Source organism: Nostoc parmelioides FACHB-3921, from assembly GCF_014696625.1.
Classification (GTDB): Bacteria; Cyanobacteriota; Cyanobacteriia; order Cyanobacteriales; family Nostocaceae; genus Trichormus; species Trichormus parmelioides.
In genome coordinates this window covers 243,795-268,650 of the sequence record NZ_JACJQL010000001.1, presented here as the reverse complement: position 1 = coordinate 268,650, position 24,856 = coordinate 243,795, and the positions used below count along the sequence as shown (strand labels likewise).

Genomic DNA, 24,856 nt, shown 5'->3' with positions numbered 1-24,856 from the left:
TGAAAATTAAGAATCAAGAGATGGCAAGCGTTTAGGGCTGCATACTTGTTTTCAAGTTGGTATTAACTATCAAGGCTAATTTGGGCAACATTAATACTAATAACATCAGAAGCTATTGTGATAGCAGAAAAGCTTCTGATGAGTTAATTTGCTTGGAGATTAATCCCTATGTTTTCTGAATTTCAGTACCAAGAATTGCAATCTGGTTGCCAGCAGAGCGATCGCCTAATGGTAGATTTACAGAAGACACAACAGGAACTGAAAGAAACCAAGGACAAATTATCTTTCTTGCTTGAGCATCATCCTTTAGGAATAATTCAGTGGAATACAGCTTTTGAGGTATCAAGCTGGAACCCTGCGGCCAAAGATATCTTTGGTTACAGTCAACAAGAAGCACTCAACCGTCATGCAGTAGAACTAATAGTACCCCACACTGCCAGGGAAAATATTACACAGTTAAGAGCGGAGTTAATCAAGCAAGACCAAGGAACTCGCTGCATTCATGAGAATTGCCACAAAGATGGCACAATTATTACTTGCGAATGGCATCACACTCCTGTAACTGATTTTCGAGGCAATGTTACTGGTATTTTGTCAATAGTTCAAGACATTACAAAGCGGACAAATACGTATATCACTGCTCCTAAGCAAGCAGAAATAGCTCTAAAAAAATCTCTCAAAGAAATAGCAGATATCAAATTTGCCTTAGACCAGTCATCGATTGTTGCTGTAACAAATAATCAAGGAATTATTGAATATGTAAATGATAAGTTTTGCCAAATATCTCAATATCAGCCAGAAGAATTAATTGGCAAAACTCATAGAATCATCAATTCCGGTTACCACTCAAAAGAATTTTTCCAGGAAATGTGGTTAACTATCAGCCAAGGAAGTGTTTGGAAAGGCGAAGTTAAAAACTTGGCTAAAGATGGCACATATTATTGGGTAGATACAACTATTGTCCCCTTGTTAGATGAACAAGGCAAACCTCAGCAATATGTGGCTATTCGCAATGATATCACTGCTCGCAAACAAGCAGAAATAACTTTAAAACAATCCCTTAAAGAAATAGCAGATATCAAATTTGCCTTAGACCAGTCGTCTATTGTTGCCGTAACAAATCATCAAGGAATTATTGAATATGTAAATGATAAGTTTTGCCAAATATCTCAATATCAGCCAGAAGAATTAATTAGCAAAACTCATAGAATCATCAATTCCGCTTATCACTCAAAAGAATTTTTCCAAGAAATGTGGTTAACTATCAGCCAAGGAAGTGTTTGGAAAGGCGAAGTTAAAAACTTGGCGAAAGATGGCACATATTATTGGGTAGATACAACTATTGTCCCCTTGTTAGATGAGCAGGGCAAACCTCAGCAATATGTGGCTATTCGCAATGATATTACTGCTCGCAAACAAGCAGAAGCTGAACTCAGCAAGCAAGCAAAGGAACTGGAACAAGCATTAAAACAACTACAACTTACCCAACTGCAACTTATTCAAAGCGAAAAAATGTCTTCTCTAGGTCAATTGGTAGCAGGTGTCGCTCACGAAATAAATAATCCGGTTAACTTTATTTTTGCTAATCTCCAACACGCCTATCAATATACTCAAAACCTCCTGAAAATGATTCACCTTTACCAAAATTACTACCCAGAACCAGCCTTAGAGATTGCCAAAGAAGCTGAACATATTGACCTAGAATTTTTACTCGCAGACTTGCCAAAACTTTATTCTTCGATGACACTGGGAGCAACCCGCATCAGCCAGATTGTTACTTCTCTGCGTACATTTTCGCGTCTTGATGAATCTGATTTAAAAGCTGGTGATATACATGAAGGCATTGACAGCGCATTAATGATTTTAGAACATCGATTGAAATCCCAGGAAAATCGACCTGATATTTTAGTCATAAGAGAATATGGTAATTTGCCTTTAGTTGAATGCTATGCTGCCCAACTTAACCAAGCCTTGATGAATATTTTAATCAATGCCATTGATGCTTTAGACGAAAAATACGAACAAGAAAGCTATCAGCAAGTAACACCTACTATCCATATCTGTACAGAGATGTCTAGTTATCAACAAATAACTATCCGCATCAAAGATAATGGCGTGGGTATGTCAGATGACGTAAGACAAAAAATATTTGACCCTTTCTATACAAGTAAACCTGTAGGTAAGGGAATTGGGATGGGTTTGTCTATCAGTTACCAAATTATTACTAACAGACACGGTGGGTCTTTAGAATGTACTTCTTCTTTGGGAAAAGGTGCGGAATTTATGATTGCAATTCCTATTCACCCGATGAGAAATACCCAGAAATCTCATCCTCATCAAGAATTGGGATAACTATTTTGGCTATTGCTATCAAAGAATAAATTTTCCATATCTAGATGATCGAGAATTTAGATTTTTTAACTATCAAAAATAGGTGTATTGCTGAGAATAGCCCAAGTGCTATCACCTACAATACCATCAACTTTTAAGTTATTTCGTAGTTGAAAAGATTTTACACCTGCTTCTGTAACTAAGCTAAAATCTCCATCAATCAATCCCGTATAATATCCAGTATTCTGGAGTCTTTGCTGCAAGGCTTTAACCAGTTCACCTTGGCTACCATATTTCAGCATAGGTAAATCAATTGCTCTCCCTTCATATAGAGCTTGCCAAGTTTTATAGTCAACAATTCCATCTTCTGGAATAAAAACCCGATGCTGAAATAAAATAACTCCTCCAACTGTTTCTGAATCTAAAATCCCATCAATAGGCCCAGAATAACAATAATAATTCCTTAACAGCCTTTGCAGTTCTTTGACTACCTCCCCTGTATCACCCTGTTTGAGTGTTGGTTGATTCTCAGGCACTTTACTGTTAGTTTGGTCGGTCATAGTCGTCATGCTTGATACTCCATACTGAGGGATTTTTGATCCTAAAAAAGTAAATTCATCAGACAAATTAAAAATTTACCCACGTCGAGTAATTCTAACTACATCAGTATTGAAACCAATAGTAGAAAAGCAAAATATAGGAATGCGTTTTGGTTTTTGAATTAGCTTAGTCGGGATAAGAACAGAGGAAAGTGCTTTTTTATGGGTATAAATATTATTCAAAAGTCCAACATTTTTTCTATATTTGACCAGAGGGATCATAAATTAGCTTTAATTGTTTTAACAGGTAAAGGCCGTAAAGAAAAGATGATAAATGAGAAAACTTTGCGTATAATTTGATGCAGGTATCACTGCCATAGGAGTAAGGCTATGTACTTCAGCAACACAAATAATTCCATACAAGCTGATTAAGATGAACCTGCAATTTATCATTACAGGGTAACGCGTTTCTAGAAGCAATATCCTCCAATATTTTTAGGCATTCTAGAAGTATGATCCTAAATAACTTTAACTCAATATACTTCACCACAAAGCTTACTAGTACAGGTTAAGCTATTCTGCTTTTAAGTTGCATAATCTATCGTAAGGTCTGTTGACTTTTGACTGTTGACCGTTAACAGTTAACCTATTTGACTGTTGACTATGGACTAATGACTATGGACTAATAACTAATAACGAATAATATGACTAATAATATGACTACTTTCCAAGTTACTTCTTCTCTGAATGACATCGCTCAACAAACTCGCCAAGCTGCAAGTTTACTGGCGATGTTGTCTACCGAGGCGAAAAATCAAGCGATCGCTGCTGTCGCTCAAGCCTTAGAATCTGCAAAGGAGGATATATTACAGGCCAATATTGCTGATTGTGAAGCGGCTACGGCTGGAGGTATAGCCAAACCACTATACAAGCGGTTGCAGTTGGATGAACATAAATTAAGAGATGCGATCGCTGGGGTGCGAGATGTTGGTAAACTAGCAGATCCTATCGGACAAGTACAGATTCAGCGCGAACTGGATACCGGTTTAGTTCTCAAGCGGATAACTTGCCCGTTGGGAGTGTTGGGGATTATTTTTGAAGCCCGTCCAGAAGCAGCCATTCAAATTATCTCCTTAGCTATCAAGTCCGGTAATGGTGTGATTCTCAAATGTGGGAAGGAAGCTGTACGTTCTTGCGAAGCCATAGTCAAAGCTGTGAAACAGGGATTATCAACCACAGATGTCAATCCTGATGTAGTACAGTTACTCACCACCAGAGAAGAAACCTTAGAACTTTTACGCCTAGATAAATATGTAGATTTAATTATTCCTAGAGGTTCTAACTCTTTTGTACGGTTTGTCCAAGAAAATACGCGCATTCCCGTACTTGGTCACGCCGATGGCATTTGCCATGTATATATAGATAAGGCTGCGGATATAGAAAAAGCAATTGCTGTGAGCGTCGATGCAAAGGTGCAGTATCCGGCTGCTTGTAACGCTATTGAAACCTTACTCGTCCACCAATCAGTGGCGGCGGAATTTTTACCAAAAGTAGCCCAAGCCTTAGCTGAACGTCAGGTGGAATTGAAAGGAGATGAACGGACTTTGCAGATATTACCTGAGATTGGGGCGGCCACAGCCATAGATTGGGAAACAGAATACAGCGATTTTATCTTGTCAATTAAGATTGTAGACTCATTAACAGAGGCGATCGCTCATATCAATCAATATGGTTCTCGTCATACCGATGCCATTATTACCGAAGATGTGACAGCCGTTGAAACCTTCTTTGGCTTAGTCAATTCAGCCGGAGTTTTTCACAACTGTTCTACTCGCTTCGCCGACGGTTTCCGCTACGGCTTTGGTGCAGAAGTAGGTATTAGCACTCAACAAATGCCTCCCCGTGGCCCTGTGGGTTTAGAAGGACTGGTGACATATAAATATCAAATGACAGGTACAGGACATATTGTCGCCACCTACACAGGGGAAAATGCCAAACCTTTTACTCACAAGGATTTCTAGGATAAAATTCTTCGCCTCCAAGGGGATGAGAAATTTGGTAATGGGTAAGCTATTCTGCTTTTAAGTTGCATAATCCATCATGAGGGCTGTTGACCGTTGACCGTTAACAGTCAACAGTTAACAGTTAACAGTCCTTATTAGTAGTTATGCAATTTAGGCGCGCATTAGCTTAATAGCCCAATTACCTATTACCCATTAACCATTACCAGATTCCTCAAACTTCATAAATATTCTGTCAAAAGTTGGGAACTATATAGACAATTACACTAGTAGCAGTTGAGGTAATTGTCATGGCTGAATTGTCTACAGGCTGCGTAGCCATACTGAATCAAGCGCCAAAATGAGGCTAAATTCAGCTAACATATTTTTTTTAAGTGTAAATACTGATAAGACTTTAGTTAAATTCTGTTAAATTAACAGTGCTAATTTAGCTTTTATGAATTAAAAGTTACTCAGAGGAATATAAATTTTTTGGTATTTACTTTTTGTTGATGAAACCTTCCACAAGCCGTATTCCTCTATGTAATAAAGTTAATAAATTTACTAGATTTTACACCTAATTAGGGATTGAATTATCACAAAATATAGGCTGTATAAGTGGTTTATGGCAAATCCTTTCTGATAACTCTCGTATTTTCTATCACCTAGTTAGTTAACCAATTTAATGATAGGACTTGTGGCGAAGCTTCTGCATCAACTTAGTTGACACCTATGGAATTTATCTAAAGTAAAAGCAAAATGAGTACAACTCCTATAAATAACTACAGGTTAAATCATAAACTACACCCCCTATCCCTCTTAGCTCAACTTACCAGTCGTCATGCTACGGGCTGCTTACGTATATTTACAGATACTAATTCTTGGACAATTAATTTAGAAGCAGGTAAACTTACTTACGCTTCCTACTCAGATAAATTATTTGAGCGTCTTGATAATCAACTGCGGCGCTTAAGTCAAAAAATACCTACCCTAAACAGCGCTACCCGTATACAAATGCGGTTGATGTTTGAACCCAAGGGTGAAAGTACATCCATCTTATATGCAGATTATCAGGCGATTTGTTGGCTGGTAGATCAGAACCATATTACCCCCAAACAAGCCGCTATCTTGATAGAAGAACTAGCAAAGGAAGTAATAGAAACATTTTTAGTCATCAAGGAGGGAAGCTATGAGTTTTTCCCTGATCTTACTTGGGAAGAAATGCCAAAATTCTGTTATTTAGATTTGCGTTTATTAGTTGAATATTGCCAAAAACAATTACGCCAACGCCAGCCTACACCACCATCTGTAAATACCGGTGGTGGTTCGCAAGTTTTGCCATCAACCAGACCTGCCGCATCTCCATCATCACCACAAAATCATCCTGATAATAGCGAAAATCCTCAGTCAACTACTCCTCCATCACTAGTTAGAAAAACTTTATATACTATTGCTTGTATTGATGATAGTCAGACCGTCTTAAATTCCATCAGAAGTTTTCTCGATGAGAATGTATTTACAGTAGTGACTATTAATGATCCTGTGAAAGCTTTAATGCAAGTTCTGCGGAGTAAACCAGACTTAATTTTACTCGATGTGACAATGCCCAATTTAGACGGATATGAATTATGTTCCCTATTACGGAGACATTCAGCCTTTAAAAATACGCCTATTATTATGGTGACTGGTAGAACAGGATTTGTTGATAGAGCTAAAGCAAAAATGGTCAGGTCTTCAGGCTATTTAACTAAGCCTTTTGACCAGTCGGAATTATTAAAAATGGTGTTTAAACATATTACTTAAATCGGGAGATGGAAAAGTGAGTATTACCTTAGTTGGCAAAATTTTGATTGTTGAAGACTCACCTAGTGAACTAGAACTGATGAGTCGTTATTTACAAGAGAGTGGTTATGACGTAATTAAAGCTGCTGGTGCAAAGGAAGCCATAGAGAAAGCTTTATTAGAAAAGCCTGATTTAATTGTCACAGATGTTGTCATGCCAGGAATGAGTGGATTTGAGTTATGTCGTTCCTTAAAAAAACATCCAATTACAGAAAAACTCCCGATAGTAATTTGCAGTTCTAAGAATCAGGAAATAGACCGTTTGTGGGCAATGAAACAAGGTGCAGATGCCTATATTACCAAACCCTATACCCGCGAGAATTTGCTACGTACTATTAAATCTGTAGTGATTTAAATCAATGAATAACTCTCAAATTTTAATGGCTACTTTGTCAGATCAAAATAAATCAGCAGATGGTTATCTAAAATTTTACTTAAATCAGCAAAGTGCTGCTATTTTAGCGATGAACCATACCCAAGAAGCAGTTCTGATTCCTGTTGAATCTATTACGCCTATGCCCAATATGCCACCTTGTGTCTTAGGTTTAATGAATTGGCGTAGTCGGATAATTTGGGCGATTGATTTACCAAAAATGCTCAATTTGGAATCATTAGAAAGCCGGGTATATCAATATAGTGTCATTGTGATTAAAGTAGAATCAACACTCTTGGGTTTAGTAGTACAAGAGATTAAAGGTATCACTAAATTTATGTCTGATGAGATTCGTTCCCCTATTGGACAGGTGGCATCTAGTTTAGTTCCTTATCTACGTGGTTGTGTGACACAACAAGAAGAAAACTTTCTAGTATTAGATGCTCAAGCAATTGTCAATTCTTCTGTACTTATTGGTAATCAAAATTATCAATAAAATATTTTCTGTTTTCGTTAATTATTTTCCCTAACTGCAATTATGATTAATAAAACCGGCATGGCTAAGAGTGATGATGCTCAAAATCAATCATCATTGATTTCTGCTACACAATCTAGTAATGGTATGGGACAAATCTCCAATAAGCTGAATCATCTTGTTAATCAGCAGAATTTAGGAGTTTATTACCAACGCTTAAGCTTAAAAACCAAAGCCGTCATTTTAGCGATCGCACTCGGTACACTCCCTATCTTAACCGTTGGGGCGATCGCCTACAACTTACTCAACAAATCAATTATCCAACAAACGTCTCAAGCTCAACAAACAGCAGCCACCAAATTAACCAACACCGTTAACCGCTTCATGTTGGGACGTTATGCAGATATTCAGTTTATTTCCCGCCTACCATTTTTGGCCAATCCCCAAGTTATTAGTAGGACAAGCAAGGAAGAAAAACAACTAGTATTAGATAGCATTATCGAAATTTATCAAAATTACGACAGTATAGCTGTATTCGATATTCAAGGGGATGTAATTGCCCAATCTACAGGAGAAATTTTATATAACCAAAAAGACCAAACTTATTTTCAGGAGACTCTGCAAAAAGAAACTCCCATCATTCAACAATTAGAAAAGTCAAGCATTTATATAACTGCACCAGTCAAAGATATTACCACAGATCAAATTATCGCTGTGGTCAGAGCAAAAATGCCCATCAAATCCCTAGAAACGGTCATCAAAGACTATGCAGCTAATGGCAATACATATAATTTACTTGATACCTCAGGGATAATCTTCCTCAGCCCAGAAAAAGAACTATTAGGTAAAGAAGCCAAAGCCAATTATCCTGATTTAGCTGCACGTCTAGATGGGAAAAAAGTTGCTAGTTTCCTCACCACTCCCAAAGTTAATAAAAAACCCGTATTACTTAGTTACATACCACCGCAAAACTTAGCGGGACTACCAGACCTAAACTGGCAAGTTCTCTTGACCACCGATGCAGATGCTTTATTCCAACCACAACGACAACTATTGTGGACAATTCTTTTGGGTACAGCATTTACAGCTTGTGCAGTAGGAGCGATCGCAGCTTGGTTAGCTAACCGTACCATACAACCCCTATCCGATGCGACCACCACCTTAGCAAAACTCGGTCAAGGTGAATTCCCCAGCCGTATAGAAGTAGAAAGGGAAGACGAGTTAGGCGCATTGGCTACCAACATTAACCAAGTCGCCGAACATCTGCAAATTGTGGTCAAGCAAAAAGGATTTGTCGTCACCAACCCTGACCAGGAATGGCAACCGCAAGATGTTTTACAATTACAACTCTTGGAACTACTCAGCAATGTGGAAGGTGTCGCCAAAGGCGACTTAACAGTCCGTGCAGACGTGACGGCTGGCGAAATCGGTACAGTGGCGGACTTTTTCAACTCCATCGTCGAAAATCTCCGGGATATCGTCACCCAAGTTAAACAAGCGGCTGGTCAATTAAACACCGCTATTGGTTCCAACGAAGGCGCAATTCGTCAACTAGCAGAAGAAGCCCTCACCCAAGCCACCGAAATCAACCGCACCTTAGACGCAGTTGATAAGATGACCCATTCCATGCAGGCCGTAGCCGACAGCGCCCAACAAGCCGCAACCGTGGCTAATCATGCAGCCTTCACCGCCGCCAAGAGTGGACAAGCAATGGACTTGACCGTACAAAACATCTTGTCCTTGCGTACCACCGTTGGCGAAACGGCTAAAAAAGTCAAACGCCTGGGAGAATCTTCACAACAAATTTCCCGCGTCGTTTCCATCATTAACCAAATCGCCACCCAAACCAACCTCCTCGCCATCAACGCAGGTATCGAAGCCGCCCGCGCTGGAGAAGAAGGCGAAGGCTTTGGAGTAGTCGCTGAAGAAATCGGCGAACTAGCCGCTAGAAGTGCAATCGCCACCCAAGAAATTGAGCAAATTGTCGAGAACATTCAACGAGAAACCAGCGAAGTTGTTAAGGCGATGGAAGTAGGAACTACCCAAGTGGTAGAAGGGACAAGAATTGTGGAAGAAGCCAAACAAAGCCTTGGTCAAATATTAGATGTATCCCGGCAAATTGACTCTTTAATTCAATCAATTTCCACCGCTACAGTATCTCAAGTAGAAACATCACAAACCGTTAACAGACTCATGCAAGATATCGCCTCTGTCTCACAACGCAGCAGCGATTCCTCCCGCCTCGTAGCCCAATCCCTCAAACAAACTGTAGAAATTTCTCATCAGTTACAAAAAACTGTGGGTACTTTTAAAGTGAGTTAAGAGTTCGTTGTTGACTGTTAACTGTTAACTGTTAACTGTTAACTGTTGACCGCAGATAACAAGAATACAAGCCCATAAATAAATTTATGGGGATTGTAATTTTGAATTTTGTTGGCGTAAGCCTTGCCGTAGGCTATTTTGAATTTTGAATTTTGAATTTTGAATTCCCCAAAGGGTTTGACCACTGACAAAAACTATGTCAAAAGATAAAGAATTAGAAATCCAGATGCAGTTTCTGGAAGAAGCTACAGATTACATTAATACTCTAGAAGGGGTATTATTAGAAATCGATACGAGTCACCGCATTGACTTAGAAAAAATTAACGGTGCATTACGCGCTGCTCATTCCATCAAGGGCGGGGCAGCGATGATGGGATTTCGCGCTTTAAGTGATTTATCCCATCGCTTAGAAGATGCTTTTAAGGTTTTAAAAACTCGCAAAAATTCCCTAGAAATTGATACCAAATTACAAAGTTTATTACTTTCTGCTGTTGATTGGTTGCGGCAAATTGTCCAGTTACTAGGAGAAGGAAATGCGGTAGAAGAAGATTGGTTAGGGACATTTTGTCATCCAGTCTTTGATGAATTGCGCGATCGCCTTGGTGATCCTACTCCAGAAGATGCTGCAACCATGCTATCACCAGAGGAGGGGCAAGATATCATTCCTCTGTTATTTGAATCAGAAATCGAAGGATGTCTCCAGCGTCTAGAGTCGGTATTGGCAGATCAAAACCAGCCTTGTTTACAAGAAGAAGTCGCCATCATGGCGGCGGAATTGGGCGGTTTGGGGGAAATGTTGCAGTTACCAGCTTTTACCCAATTATGTGAATCTATTAAATATCATATAGAAAATGCTAACGGTAATGTCTCAGAAATTGCCCAATTAGCCTTACAAACATGGCGGCGATCGCAAGCTTTAGTTTTAACAAATCAACGTGATAAATTACCAACAGAACTCCAATTTGGTGAATTAGTTCATATTCCCGTATACACTCCATCTCTACCACAAATTCAGGCAGATAAATCATCAGAAACATCTATAGAATCTGATTTTATCCCTGAAGATTTGACAGTATCAGAAAAGAATAATCCTAATCCCCTTAGCGTTATTGATTTTCCCGAAATACTGACAGAATTTGCTAAAGAAAATACAACAACAGACTATACATTACTTACCAATAAAGATCGTGAACATCCAGAAAATACAGTCCGTGTTCCTAGTAAACAATTAGAAGAAATAAATGATTTATTTGGTGAATTAATTGTCCAACGTAATGGGCTTAACTCTCAAATTGAAAGATTACGCAAACTTGTCCGCAACTTAAACCAGCGCGTCCATACCCTGGAACGGGAAAATCAAGAATTGCGGACAATTCATGAGCGAAAAACTACCAAAGACTTGGTAAATGCTCATCATGGTGCAGAATATCCCCAGACCCAAGACCCAGAGAGCGAGTTTGATGCCTTAGAGATGGATCGCTATAATGAGTTAAACTTGCGATCGCAAACAGTAGTGGAAACTATTGTCCAAGTCCAAGAAGTCACCACAGATATTCAACTCAGCGTTGACGACACAGACCACGTCGCCCGTAAACTCAATAAAACATCAAAACAACTGCAAACCAAGCTCAACCATATCCGAATGCGCCCCATGTCGGACTTAGTTGAGCGTTTCCCCAGAGCCATCCGCGATTTAAATGTAGAATACGGCAAAAATGTTCAATTGAAAATTACAGGTGGTAACACCTTAATTGAACGCAGCATTTTAGAAGCCTTAAATGAGCCATTAATGCACCTATTAAGGAATGCCTTTGATCATGGTATCGAAGAATCTGCCACCCGTCAGGCATTAGGCAAACCAGAACAAGGCTTAATTGAAATTACTGCCACCCACCGCAGTAATCGTACTATCATCACCATGCGCGATGATGGTCGGGGCATTGCTTTAGACAAAATTCGCACCCGCGCCCAAGGAATGGGGATAGATGCAGCTTTACTAGCCAACGCCACCGATGAAGAACTCCTGTCACTAATTTTTGAACCAGGTTTTACCACCTCCGAACAAGTCACCGCCTTATCTGGTCGTGGTGTGGGGATGGATGTAGTGCGTAATAACCTGAAATTAGTGCGCGGCGATATTACAGTTGATACAGAATTAGGCGTTGGTACAACCTTTACCTTATCAGTACCATTTACCCTTTCCATCGCCAGAGTTTTGCTCATAGAAACCAACAAAATGCTGTTAGCATTTCCTACCGATGTGGTTTCGGAAATCTCCCTATTGCAAAACGAGCAAGTATTCCCAATGGCGGGTAATGAAGTCCTCAATTGGCAAGGGACTATGCTTCCCCTCATTCGCCTTGGTCGCCACCTAGAATTTAACTGTCCCCGCTACGATAGCCCAGAACTAGAAACGCCCCCAGCAATTAACGCCCATAGCGTCTTAATAGTTAAAGGCAATAATCAACCAGTTGCCATATTGGTAGACCGTTGCTGGGGTGAACAGGAAGTTGCTATCCGCCAAGTTGAGGGCAATATACCCTTACCCCAAGGCTTTAGTAATTGCACCATTTTAGGTGATGGTCGAGTTGTGGCATTAGTTAATACCAACGAACTCCTGTATAAAATTGCCACCAATCAACACCCCACCAAAAATCTCCAATCATCATCAGCTACACTAAAAACGCCCTTCCTCTTCTTTGATAGTGCCAAACTACCAGCACCCCCCACTCAAAACAAAGGCACAATTTTAATCATCGATGACTCCATTAATGTGCGTCGCTTCCTAGCATTAACTTTAGAAAAAGGAGGATATCAAGTAGAACAAGCAAAAGATGGTGAAGATGCTTGGGAAAAATTAGAGAGTGGCTTAAAAGTGAAAGCGGTAATTTGTGATATTGAAATGCCACGCCTTGATGGTTATGGCTTTTTAGACCGGATTAACTCCAACTTGGACACAAAAAATATCCCAGTAGCCATGCTCACTTCTCGTAGTAGCAATAAACATCGGCAACTAGCCATGCAGCTAGGCGCTAGAGCTTATTTTTCTAAACCTTACAATGAGCAAGAATTGCTCAGTACCCTAGAAGAACTAATCTTTAACGTAGCGGTAAGTAATTAGCGTTCTTTAGAAAAGATTACCGTAAATCGGACTACCATTGCGATCGCTCACCGTCTTTCTACCATTCGTCACAGTCATTGCATATATGTCATGGAGCATGGTCAAATTGTCGAGCAAGGTACACACGAAAATTTAATCGCCCAAGATGGAATTTATACTAGTTTGTGGCGTGTACAATCTGGAATTTAGTTACAAGACAAGCATCAGCTTAACTCTATTGTGATTATTTTTGCACAGGTAGTCGGAACAGCGATCGCCTCACAAGTAGGGATAACTGGCATACTCGTTGCTGATTCTCTCAATATTAAACCAACCGCCCCTTGAGCGATCGCTGTTTAATCAATGCTGATATTTTCAGTTTTAGCTCCCAGTGCAGAAGAAAATTTTCAATCTAAAAACTTTTCCTAGATCGTCTGAAATATTTGAAACAGTTTAATTTCGAGGCTAGTTGACTACATAACTGTTTGCATGAAGTTCCTAAACGGTAACATTTGCGAATCCAATCTAAAGCAGAGTATGGGACGCGCAGTCGAAGTGGGCGCAATACGGGCAGATATAACCAGTAATAAGCCTTTTTGAGATTTTTCCATTTTGAACAAGGTTCTTGATGCAGGAAATCGGAAATGTCTACGACTAATCCTCTACCTTCGTGCATTATGACATTACGACCGTGGACATCATGAGGATAAAGTCCACGACTTTGAGCATATTCAAGAGCATCATCAATATCCCTAATTACTTGTTTGGGAATCGGTAAACCCAAGTGCATACAATCGTAGAGTGTTGTTCCGTAAAGACGTTTCAAGACTAAAAAACCATCTTGGGCATACAAGCACTCAGAAAATGCCGGATGAGAACCTAAACGATGATAAACTTCTACTTCCTCTTCATAGCCTGGCCGTTTTGGAGCATAAATCTTGACTACAAATTCGGGGTAATTAGGGTGATAGACCACTGCTGCGTAATTTCCTTTGCCTAGCAGCAGCCAAGGTTGTGGAACATAATTAACCTGAATCAGGTTACGCGGATTGACACTTTCAATTTGTAAACTAGGTAGTAGTTCTTGATAAATGCTTTCTTGAAAATGCGTTGGCAGTGATTTGTTCATGTCGGCAGTATATAGCACCAAACAATAAGATACACTACCTGATTAATATGGACTATTACGGCAACAATACAGGCTTATTTTGACATTTCTCATTATTTTTTGATCTGGAAGTCCCTTAACCATCTGGTTTTTTGGGGCGCGCTCTACTACCTAGAAAATATTTTGTGAAAAATCACACCTCATTCTAGTTTAATTCAGTCTTTGGTGCCTTGGTAATTAAGCTGTTACGCATTTAAATTGTATATTTCGCACTCAGGTTGTCAAAAGTCCAAAGTCCAAAGTCCACAGTCCAAGCTAGCCTTTGACTCTGGACTCTTGACTATGGACAGCCCTGAAGCAAGGATATTTGATTTAGGTGCGTATCACCTTATTGAGGAAAGCTAATGGAGAAAGCAGTACCGCGATCGCGATCTAAAAGAATCGTGCCTTTGAGTTGTCTGACTAAGTTTTTTACAATTCTTAAGCCTAAAGAGTTGGCATTTTCCCAATCTAATGTTTCGGGAATGCCAATACCGTTATCTTTAACTAAGAGAGTTAATTGATTGCCTGAAACTGCTTCCAGGGAAATTGTAATATTATTGCCTTGATTTTGTTCAGGAAATGCGTATTTCAAACAATTAGACACTAACTCATTAATGATTAATCCGCAGGGAATAGCATTATCTAGATCCAATTTAATGCTATTTGTTTCTATATTAATTCTTATATTTTTGTGACTGACACCGTAGCAACGAAATAAGCTATCTGTCAAATTTTTGATGTAGTCGCTAAAATTGATTTGATTAAGATCTGCTGACTGATAAAGTTGCTCGTGAATCAAAGCCATCGACTGTACACGATTTTGAGATTCTGTAAATAGCAACAAAGTTTTTTCATCAAAAGAACGTCTAGATTGCATTCTGAGCAAACTAGAGATTATTTGCAGGTTGTTTTTTACCCGATGATGAATTTCTTTGAGTAAGGTTTCTTTTTCATCTAGCGATCGCTGTATTTGTTCTACCGCTTGTTTGCGTTCACGAAGTGCGGCTTGCTGTTCGCTAATATCAGACAATCGTACTAAATTAATCCCCTTGCCTGCTACGGTAATTTGTTTAGCGGCTAAATTACCCCAGAAGAAATTACCTTTGCGGGTGGCATATTCAATTTCTCGACTCCACCAAGATTTTTGATTCAGTTCCTGGGTAATTTCATCCAATTGTTCGGGAGTAAATTGGTAACGTTGTAGTGTATTACCTTGAATATTGAGTAATTCTTCCTTATTGTCCACTTCAAACAAATCAACCGCACGGGCATTACAATCAAAAATCAATTGCGTGTCTATGTCTACTAGAAAAAGGGCATCGGCTGATTCATTAAAAATTGCTTCTCGCAAATCACGATGGTGAATAACTTCCGACTCGATTTTTTTGCGGGCGGTAATATCTGTCAAGCTACCTATATAACCAAGGATATTTCCATTCAGGTCGGTTTCCGGTACTATCTGGATGTAGAACCAGGTGATGCTGCCGTCTGGACGTATGTATCTTACCTCTCGCCGACAAGTTTCAAATGAACTACATTGTTTTCCGCAGGGGCCAGAACAATCTACCACCAGGTGATAGCGATCTTCTTCATGGATATTTTCTAACCATCCTTTCTGCAATGCTGCTTGTGTTGGTCTACCGGTCATTAAACTCCAACGTTCGTTGACGTAAATACAATTACTAGCAGCATCAAGCCGAAAGATAGCAACGGGAGCAGCTTCTGTCAATGTAGCGTAGCGCTTTTCACTTTCCCGTAAGGCGGCTTCTACTTGTTTGCGCTCGGTAATATCATAGTTAATCCCAACCATGCGTAGTGGTTCACCCCACTCATTGCGTTGAACTAAAGCGGAGGCTTTGATAAAGCGGATACTGCCATTTCCCAGAACAATCCGAAATTCTGTATCAAATTCTCTGACTCCCTTGATGGCATCTTCAAAGGCCATCATTGCTTCATCTCGATCATCTGGATGGAGCCTATCTATCCAATCTTGGGACTTTACCTTATTCTCAAACCGTTGCAAATCATATAGTTCATACATTCGGTTATCCCATTCCGCTTCCTGTATCATATCCCAGTCCCAAATACCGAGATTGGCTGAGCTGACTGCCAAGGTCAATCGATCTGAAAGGTTACGTAGTTTTTCTTCTGTTTGTTTACGCTCAGTAATGTCTAAGATGGTGCTGATTAACTGGTATGGTTGCCCGTGAGTGTTTAATATGACTTCGCCTCGTGATAGTAAATAACCCAAACTGCCGTCAGCGCGATAAAAACGATACTCTAGTTCATAAGCTTGTCTTTGTGTAATAGCTTGATGTAAGACAACATCATGGTAGTTGCGATCATCCGGATGAATACAACCAAGCATTTCGTCGTAACTTGGTGTCCCGGACTCAGGAGGGCGGCCAAATATGCGAAAAACCTCTTGTGACCAGATTAAGTTTTGCGTTGACAAGTCTAGTTCCCAACTCCCCAGATGAGCTATCCGTTGTGCCGCAGCAAGAGTAGAGGTATTTTTGCGAAGTTGAGCTTCTATCTGTTTTTGTTGAGTAATATTTTTGGCAATTCCCACACCACCAATAGGCTTTCCTTCTTGATTAAACATGGGTTTAACCGAGAGAGCAACAGGGAAACGCGAACCATCTTTACGAATAAAAGTCCATTCTAATTCATCATTATTTTGCTGGGTTTTGACCAGGAAATCCTCAGGGGTAACTTCTCTATCCACCTCTTGTTTGAGTTCATTCATCCGTTGTCTGAGTTCCTCTGGCTCATGAAAAATGTTTGGTGTTAACTTACCAATCACCTCATCGGCTGTGTAACCCAACATCTTTTGAGCAGCAAGGTTAAAAGTTTGAATTATGCCCTCGGAATTGGTAGAAATGACTGCATAATCGATGCTTGAAAGAATCGCTTGTTGCAATTCAGAAATGGTTAATAACTGAGCCTCTGTTTCCTTGCGTTTAGTAATATCTGTTGCCGAGCCGCTCATGCGAATAGCATTGCCTGATTCATCCCATAAAGCCTGACCCCGATCTAATATCCATATATAGGAGCCATCTTTGCGCTGTAACCGATATTCTTCTTGGAAAAAGGGTGTCTTTTGGGCTAAATGGTCGGCGATCGCCTTCATAATGCGATCATGATCATCAGGATGAATCCGGTTTAACCATAATTCTCGATTTCGGCTCAGTTCCTGACTGCTAAAGCCCAACATTTCTTCCCAACGCATTGAGAAGAACACTTCATTAGTGATGATGTTTCTGTCCCAAATTCCATCATTGCTGCCTCTTAGCGCTAAATGCCAGCGTTCTTCACTTTCCCTTAAAGCGGCAGTGCGTTCTGCCACCCTCGCTTCAAGTTCTTGATTAAGTTGTTGTAATGCCTGCTCTGCGCGGATTTTATCACTAATGTCAACTGCTACACCACCAATCAGTAATTCCCCTGTAGCTCCAGGTAAAGGGAATTTATAGACTAAAAAATCCCCCAAAGTACCATCTGGTCTAGGAGCCTTTTCGATGATTTCGAGGATTTGTTGCGTCTGTGCCACCTGCTGAATATTATCTAAAAACTGCTGGGCTATTTCTGGGACATAAAGCTCAAAAACTGTTTTGCCCACGACATCCTCTACTTTGTCAAATGGCAGTTGAAAAGTACGTATATAAGTCTGACTTAGATAAAGCATTCGGCCGTGGTCATCGGTAATCCAGGAAGCTGAAGGGCTGTTATTCATAAAAGCCTGAAACCGTGCTTCACTCTCTTGCAGGGCAGACTCCGACTGTTTGCGTTCCGTGATATCAAAATCTATACCACCCATTCGCAGGGGGTTACCGTTTTGGTCGTAGAACACTTTACCTCTACTGAGCGCCCAACGTGGCGTGCCATCGAGTTTAATAAACCGAAATTCGATGTTGTAATCTTCTCTGTTATAGACAGCACAATTAATGGATTGTAAAACCCTCTGCCGATCATCTGGGTGTATCATCGACACAATCGTTTCAAAATGACCATTGAAACTCCCAGGAACCATACCAAATAGTTTTTCTAAATTCTCCGACCAGTGAATTTCACCTGTTTGAATATTCCATTCCCAGTTACCCATACACGCTGCGTCTAGAGCCATAATTAATCGCTCTTCGTTCTGCTGCAAAGCAGCTTCTGCTTGCTTCCGTTCGCTAATATCTACACAGGAGCCGATATAACCAAGAAACTCTCCTTCATTGGTGAAACGGGGAGTGCCTGTATCCAAAATCCAACAATATTCGCCGTCAAAGCGTTTGAGCCGATATTCCATTTGAAAAGTTTGGTGGGCATCAAAGGCATTGACATAAGTGTCTAAGCAATCTTTTAAGTCATCGGGATGTACTCCTTGAATCCAACCATCACCGACTTCTTGTTCTAGGGTTTTGCCAGTAAAATCTAACCAAGTTTTATTAAAGTAGTAGCAAAGTTTATCAAGTCCCGACATCCAAATCAGTACGGGAGCCGTATCGGCCATCTGGCGAAAACGTTGTTCGCTCTCGCGCAGAGTTGCTTCTACTCGTTTTCGTTCTTGTAGTTCTGTCTGTATTTGCTCATAGGCACTGGCTTGCTGAATTGCGATCGCTATCTGTACCGCCAGCTGCTCTAATAAGTCCAGTTCAAATGACTGCCATTGATGGGGTGCAGCGCATTGGTGAGCAATTAATAATCCCCATGATTCATTTGTCACCATAATGGGTACTATCAGAGTGGCTTTAACTCGAAACTGCTCCAATAGTTCTAAATAACAGTTCGTTAAGCCTGCCTGATAAACATCATTGATCGCTCTTTTTTTTACTTGATGGTTATGTCCTACACTATCTTGAAAGCACGTATCTTCGATTTGCGCTCCTTTCGTGGCTATCCAACCGGGAAGTACCGACTCTGCGACTACAATTCCACTCATATCAGGTTGAAATTGATAAATTAGTACCCGGTCTGCTTGCAAGAACTGACGCACTTCCGCGACCGTGACACTCAAAATATCTTCTAGCTTCAGGGATTGCCTAATTCTTAAAGCGATCGCCACCATTAGTTGTTGCTGTTGCCGACTTTGTTCTAACTGTCTTGTCAGCAGCATCCGTTCTACAGCATAATGAATCGTACTTTGTAATGTTTCCGGTGTCAGAGAATTTTTCATCAAATAATCTTGAGCGCCATTTTTCATGGCACAGACAGCGACACTTGCGTCCCCTTGTCCTGTGAGCATGATCACAGCAGATTGGCTATTATTCAGGTGTTCCCTTAGTTCTTGCAAAAACTCTAATCCATCGTGATCGGGCAGTAAATAATCCAACAAAATCACATCCGGTGTTTGTTGCTCACACCATGTCATTGCCTCTTGTGCTGTCTCAAATTGAAAAATCTCGTAGGTATGTAATCTATCCTGCTGCAAAAACAAACGATATATCTCCCGATCTTCGGCGCAATCATCAATCAGCAAGATGGTTAGAGGGGAGCGTTGATTCATAAGCTATATACAAAAAGGCGATCGTCTTGCATGAAAAAATTGCAATTCTCTATTTGCTGAATCAAAAGTTATTCTTAAGTCGAGCTATATCTAAAATAGATTAGTAAAAACAGAGCCAGTAAAATCCCTAACAATATTAATAGTTACAAAAGCCTCTCTCCAGTTGTAAACTAATTTTGCACTTCTGGGTCAAAATGTAAATATTATCAACAAAACTTTAACATACATTGAAAAATCAAGTAAAATTTGGTGCAGTATCCGGCTTTATTGCTTCAAAAAATAAACACCTATAAACAAGGGTTTTTTATTGATTTCTAACTACCCAAATTAATTTCCTGCATTCAAGCAGATTATTATGCTCGATTCAGGCGCAAAAATCTCTTAAATATGCTTCTAGTTTGAAGTTTTTAATTTAAATATTTTTGTATGTAATTTTATGGACACAGGAGCTAATTTATCTAAAATATAATAATCATTTACTGATTTTTAAAAAAATCACATTTGTCAAGAAATAATTAAATTTCACGTAGTGTTTAACATAATAAAATACTAAATATATCTCCGATAATGACAAAAGTTTTAGTAATTGAAGACCAAGAAGATATTCGTAGCATTATTGTAGAAATGCTAACTGCGGAAAATTTCTACGTTATAGACGCAGAAAACGGACAAGTCGGGATTACAATTCTCCAAAAAGAAATTCCCGATTTGGTTATCTGTGATATTGCCATGCCTAAAATGGATGGATACGAAGTTGTTACTTGGTCACGGGAAAATCCAGAAACTGAAGCGATTCCTTTTATATTTCTTACAGCTAAAGCTTCTCAGAATGATATTCGTCAAGGTATAGAATTAGGTGCGGATGATTACCTAATAAAGCCATTTACAAGAGCAGAATTACTAGGAGCAATAACAGCTAGATTAGAGAAACAAGAAATAATTAATAGACAAACACAAAAAAGAATTAATACATCTTATAGTTATCTGGCATCGACAATTAGAAATGATTTAAATAACCCCCTTAATTACATTACATCAATATCAGAGAAGCTCATAAATGAATATGAATTTATGAATCGAGAGGAAATTTTAAAGATCATCAAAGAAATTTATAACTTAAGCAAAAATTGTCAGGATAGAAATCTGAATAAGCTATAAATATAATCCACTAGAAAATTAAATATGAGTCCCATCCAAATTTTGATAGTTGAAGACGAGCAATTAGTGGCTGACGACCTGAGAGAAACTCTAGAATATTTGGGATACAGTGTACCTGCCTTAGTGGCTTCTGGAGAAGAAGCTATTCTCATGGCAGAAGCTTTGCGACCTGACTTAGTGCTGATGGACATCAGACTAGAGGGTAAAATCGATGGCATAGAAGCCTCTTTTGCTATCCAGTCTCGCTTTGATTTACCTGTAGTTTACCTAACTGCCAACGCTGATCGTGCAACACTAGAGCGAGCTAAGGCTTCCCATCCTTTTGGTTATATTTTAAAACCCTTCGATGAAAGAATATTAGCTACCACAATTGAGATTGCGATTGCCCGACATCAAACAGAAGTTGAAGTAAAACAAGCACTAATTGCTGCCAAAAATAGTCAGCAAATCGCTGAATCCAAAAACCAAATGAAATCACAACACCTCTACATGGCAGCACATGAATTTCGTAACCCTTTGACGACAATTAAGCTTAGTGCCGAAATGTTGAATACCTATGGCGAGCAGATGTCAGAGGAAAAAAAACAAAAACATCTCTATCGCATTGAATCTGCCACTGATAGCTTGACCAATCTGCTAGAAAATATACTCACACTTGGCAGAGCCGAAGCTAACAATTTTGTACTGAACTCCACGCTAATAGAGGTAGTAAGTTTCTGTGAAGAAATAGTCGAGTCTTTACGGTTGACATTGAAAGAACAGTATGAAATTAGTTTTGTCACAGATACTAAAAGTTGTCTTGCCTGCTTAGATGAACAGCTGCTATGGCATTTACTAAATAACTTACTTTCTAACGCAGTCAAATACTCACCCAGAGGTAGTACTATTTTGCTGCGGCTGACTTGCGATGAAAGTAGTGTGTATTTTCAAATTAAAGACCAAGGCGTAGGTATTCCCCCAGAATTTCAAGCTAAACTGTTTGAACCTTTTCAACGTGCTGCCAATGTTGCCACCATTCCCGGTACAGGATTAGGACTAGCAATTGTTAAGCAATGTGTCGATCTGCATCAGGGTACCATATCTATTGATAGTACCTTAGGTCAAGGAACTAGTTTCCTAGTTAAACTACCATTGAAAGTAAATTCAATATCGGGTTAATTGTGATAACAATAGCGCTTTTCAATTTGATGGAGTATATTGTCAAATTTGCAATCATCTATCCATAGCAATTTGATTTTAGCCCTGAAATTACTAGCTTAAACAGGTAAGAGCAAGAATAAATAAGGTTGTTTTCAAGCTACTAAGCATTTTACAAGAATTAAATGAGATTCATAGACTTAATAAAAATTAACTAAAAGCCGACTTATTTTGAAATTATTAATATTACCGTAATCTATAAAAAGTTAATCATATATTTGCAGATTTTCCTTCTCTAGGTAAGTTAGGACATTATCTTTTACAGATATAGCTAATAATTCCGGCTAATTACTGACTAAGAGCTTTTATTTTTGAGAAAGATTGATATTATAAGTAATTAACTTGCCGCTAATTTAAAAACTAAATATAATTGGTAGAAATTCATGATGTAATTGAATTAATTTTTGATATAAGCATGGCTAAACGATCGCTCCAAGCCTCGGATGAAGGTATTAGGAAGGCCAAACGAGCTTTTAATCATAAAGGTTGGACACAAGAATATCTAGCCAGTCAAGTTGGACTGGATAGTCGCCAACCAATTTGGAAGTTTTTTTCCGGCAAACCCGTAGCCCGCCATATCTTCCATGAAATTTGCTTTAGCCTATCCCTAAATCCAGAAGAGATTGTTCAAACACTAGAATTTGAACCAGATGAACGCTTAGAAGCACAGCAGATAATAGAAGGTCAAGACTCTACCGTCATTGAATCTTTAGTGGTTAAAATACGTGCCGCCCACTCAGAAAAAATTCAAAATCAATGTGGTACTATCCGATTGTTAGATGTTGCACGTACCGTAGAATTAGATGAATTATTTATTGATGTCAATGTATTAGAAGAAATTACTAATCAAAGATGGCTGCATATAGCAGAGTTACAAAAGTCTGATAATAAAGCTTTAAACGAATTTTCATTAGAGGAAGTTACTACTAAAAAAATTACAGGATTACAAGCTATTGATAAATTTTCTAAACTTTTTGTCTTTGGCAATCCAGGCGCAGGAAAAACTACTTTTTTACAATCCATCGCTACTCTTTGTAATCAAGGTAAATTTCAGCCTCAACGTGTTCCTATTTTTATTAGCCTGAAAGATTTTGCTGAAAATATAAACCATGAAGATAAAAACCCTTTGTTAAGCTATATAATTGAAGAATTAAGTATTTGTAAAATAGCTCAACAGGAAGTAGAAGAGTTATTTCATCAAGGTAAAGCTTTGATTTTACTAGATGGCTTAGATGAAGTTGCAGAAAAATATACGGAAAAAATTAATAAGGCAATCAGTATTTTTTTAGATATTTTTTATAAAAATGTAGTAATTATCAGTTGCCGAATTGCATTTAGACATCAGAAATTTAAAGGTTTTGCTGAAGTACAAATATCCAAATTTACAAAATCACAAATATCAGATTTTGCTAATAAATGGTTTACGGCTTTTGCTAAAAAGAATACACGGTTAAGGAAAACATTAGCATCAAAATTTATTGATAAAATAACGCTTCCTGAGAATCGACTAATTCAAAATTTAGCATCCACACCTATTTTATTAAATCTCACCTGTTTAGTATTTCAATATCTAGGCGATTTCCCTACTAAGCGTTCTGAAATTTATCAGCAAGGATTAGAATTATTACTAGTACGTTGGGACGAAGCAAAAGGGATAAAAAGAGATGAAGTTTATGCTAATTTAACCTTAGCCCAGAAGATTAAACTGCTGAGTTATATCGCTGTCACTTTTTTTGAAAAAGGTGATTACTTTTTTGAAGAGAATATCATTTGTCAATTAATAGCTGACTTTTTATATCTGTTACCAAATGCACCAAATGATATAGAAGATTTACAAGTAGATAGCAAAGCTGTGCTTAAAGCAATGGAGTTACAGCATGGATTATTAATTGAACAAGCGAGGGGGATTTATTCTTTTTCTCATTTAACATTTCATGAATATTTCACTGCTAGATTTCTTGCTAATAGCGGACAGAAAAAATTACAACAAATTGCTGATTATGTGATTGATAAGCGATGGCGTGAAGTTATCTTGCTTACATCAGAAATTATCAAATCTTTTGATGAACTATTCTATTTAATCAAGCAACAAATTGATAAATTAGCGGTCGCAGATGAGACAGTAAGACTTTTTCTCACTTGGGTAATGAACAAGTCCTCAACAGTTATTTCCAATTATCATTCATCTGCTGTACGTGCTTTTTACTTTACCCTCGTCTTACCTCCGGATTATGCTTTATCACGTAACCAAACTTTAGCTACAGCTATAGATAGTCATCTAACAGGAAAACTAGCTGATGATTTAGCGTTGGATTTAGCTTTAAGTCATATTTTTGCAGTTAGTGTCTCTCTGACTCCAGAGCTTTTTTATAAGCGTATATCTGCACTCAAACTAGCTCTTGATATTGATTATTTACTACAAGCAAATTCATCTTTAGATGAATCTCTAAAAAACCTTAAACAAGAACTGCCCAGTTCACAACAAGATGGAGAGATACTAAAAGCATGGTGGCAATCAAATGGGCAATCTTGGACGACACAATTAAAGGAATTAATCAAAATACATCGCCAAATGGATTGCAGTTGGCAATTTAGTGAGAAACAATTGCATTTGATTCAAAAATACTGGGAGGCAAACAACTTATTAGTATATTGCTTTAACACCGCTAGTAATGTTACTCCCAATTTAACAGAAATTATTCAAGAAGCTTTGATTTTACCTCCAGAACAAACGGAAATAACCACGCTAAATGCTGTTGACGGTTGACGGTTGACAGTTGACAGGCTTGAAAGCTTTGTTTCGTGGGGTTTTTATCTTAGCTCGACGTTCTAGTAGTCTGCCAAGAGAACTTTGCAAGGTTAATAGCAGCAAAAAAAT

General features: G+C 38.8%; 13 protein-coding genes and 1 pseudogene. 11 read left to right on the top strand and 3 right to left on the bottom strand.

The genetic code is table 11. The features are described from left to right. Window positions 1–168 precede the first annotated feature (168 nt). Window positions 169–2,352 carry a PAS domain-containing sensor histidine kinase gene (locus H6G14_RS01040; RefSeq protein ID WP_190565293.1) on the top strand — a complete coding sequence of 728 codons (2,184 nt, stop codon included), beginning with the start codon at window positions 169–171 and terminating at the stop codon, window positions 2,350–2,352. Window positions 2,353–2,417: 65 nt separating this feature from the next. Here the strand turns inward: H6G14_RS01040 and H6G14_RS01035 are convergent, their stop codons facing one another. Beyond that, on the bottom strand, window positions 2,418–2,900 hold the full coding sequence (locus H6G14_RS01035) for a peptidoglycan-binding domain-containing protein (RefSeq protein ID WP_190565292.1): 483 nt from the start codon (window positions 2,898–2,900) through the stop codon (window positions 2,418–2,420). A 686-nt stretch (window positions 2,901–3,586) separates the two neighbouring features. Here H6G14_RS01035 and H6G14_RS01030 point away from each other — a divergent pair. The 7 genes and pseudogenes from H6G14_RS01030 to H6G14_RS33430 form a co-directional block, all read left to right on the top strand. Beyond that, window positions 3,587–4,891, top strand: a complete 1,305-nt coding sequence (locus tag H6G14_RS01030) for a glutamate-5-semialdehyde dehydrogenase (protein ID WP_190565451.1) — start codon at window positions 3,587–3,589, stop codon at window positions 4,889–4,891. Window positions 4,892–5,629: 738 nt separating this feature from the next. Beyond that, window positions 5,630–6,673: a response regulator gene (locus tag H6G14_RS01025; RefSeq protein ID WP_190565291.1), complete on the top strand. Its 1,044-nt coding sequence runs from the start codon at window positions 5,630–5,632 to the stop codon at window positions 6,671–6,673. A 16-nt stretch (window positions 6,674–6,689) separates the two neighbouring features. Next, window positions 6,690–7,067 (top strand): response regulator, encoded by a 378-nt coding sequence (locus tag H6G14_RS01020; protein WP_190565290.1) that lies wholly within the window; start codon window positions 6,690–6,692, stop codon window positions 7,065–7,067. Window positions 7,068–7,071: 4 nt separating this feature from the next. Further along, complete coding sequence (locus tag H6G14_RS01015; protein ID WP_190565289.1) at window positions 7,072–7,581, top strand: chemotaxis protein CheW; 510 nt, start codon at window positions 7,072–7,074, stop codon at window positions 7,579–7,581. A 42-nt stretch (window positions 7,582–7,623) separates the two neighbouring features. Continuing rightward, on the top strand, window positions 7,624–9,882 hold the full coding sequence (locus H6G14_RS01010) for a methyl-accepting chemotaxis protein (protein WP_190565288.1): 2,259 nt from the start codon (window positions 7,624–7,626) through the stop codon (window positions 9,880–9,882). Between the two features lie 196 nt (window positions 9,883–10,078). Continuing rightward, window positions 10,079–13,003, top strand: coding sequence for a hybrid sensor histidine kinase/response regulator (locus H6G14_RS01005; protein WP_190565287.1), 2,925 nt, complete (start codon window positions 10,079–10,081; stop codon window positions 13,001–13,003). Then, a pseudogene (locus H6G14_RS33430) lies at window positions 13,004–13,192 on the top strand (ABC transporter); the annotation flags it as partial. 202 nt (window positions 13,193–13,394) lie between these two features. On the opposite strand, the gene H6G14_RS01000 reads toward H6G14_RS33430, so the two are convergent. Then, window positions 13,395–14,111, bottom strand: a complete 717-nt coding sequence (locus tag H6G14_RS01000; protein ID WP_190565286.1) for a serine/threonine-protein kinase — start codon at window positions 14,109–14,111, stop codon at window positions 13,395–13,397. A gap of 367 nt (window positions 14,112–14,478) precedes the next feature. Further along, window positions 14,479–19,623, bottom strand: a complete 5,145-nt coding sequence (locus H6G14_RS00995; protein ID WP_190565285.1) for a PAS domain S-box protein — start codon at window positions 19,621–19,623, stop codon at window positions 14,479–14,481. 567 nt (window positions 19,624–20,190) lie between these two features. Between H6G14_RS00995 and H6G14_RS00990 the strand changes: the two genes are divergently transcribed. The 3 genes from H6G14_RS00990 (at window position 20,191) to H6G14_RS00980 (ending at window position 24,745) form a co-directional block, all read left to right on the top strand. Continuing rightward, window positions 20,191–20,781 (top strand): response regulator, encoded by a 591-nt coding sequence (locus tag H6G14_RS00990; protein WP_190565284.1) that lies wholly within the window; start codon window positions 20,191–20,193, stop codon window positions 20,779–20,781. Window positions 20,782–20,805: 24 nt separating this feature from the next. Next, window positions 20,806–21,939 (top strand): hybrid sensor histidine kinase/response regulator, encoded by a 1,134-nt coding sequence (locus H6G14_RS00985; RefSeq protein ID WP_190565283.1) that lies wholly within the window; start codon window positions 20,806–20,808, stop codon window positions 21,937–21,939. A gap of 454 nt (window positions 21,940–22,393) precedes the next feature. After that, window positions 22,394–24,745, top strand: coding sequence for an NACHT domain-containing protein (locus H6G14_RS00980; protein WP_190565450.1), 2,352 nt, complete (start codon window positions 22,394–22,396; stop codon window positions 24,743–24,745). Window positions 24,746–24,856 lie beyond the last annotated feature (111 nt).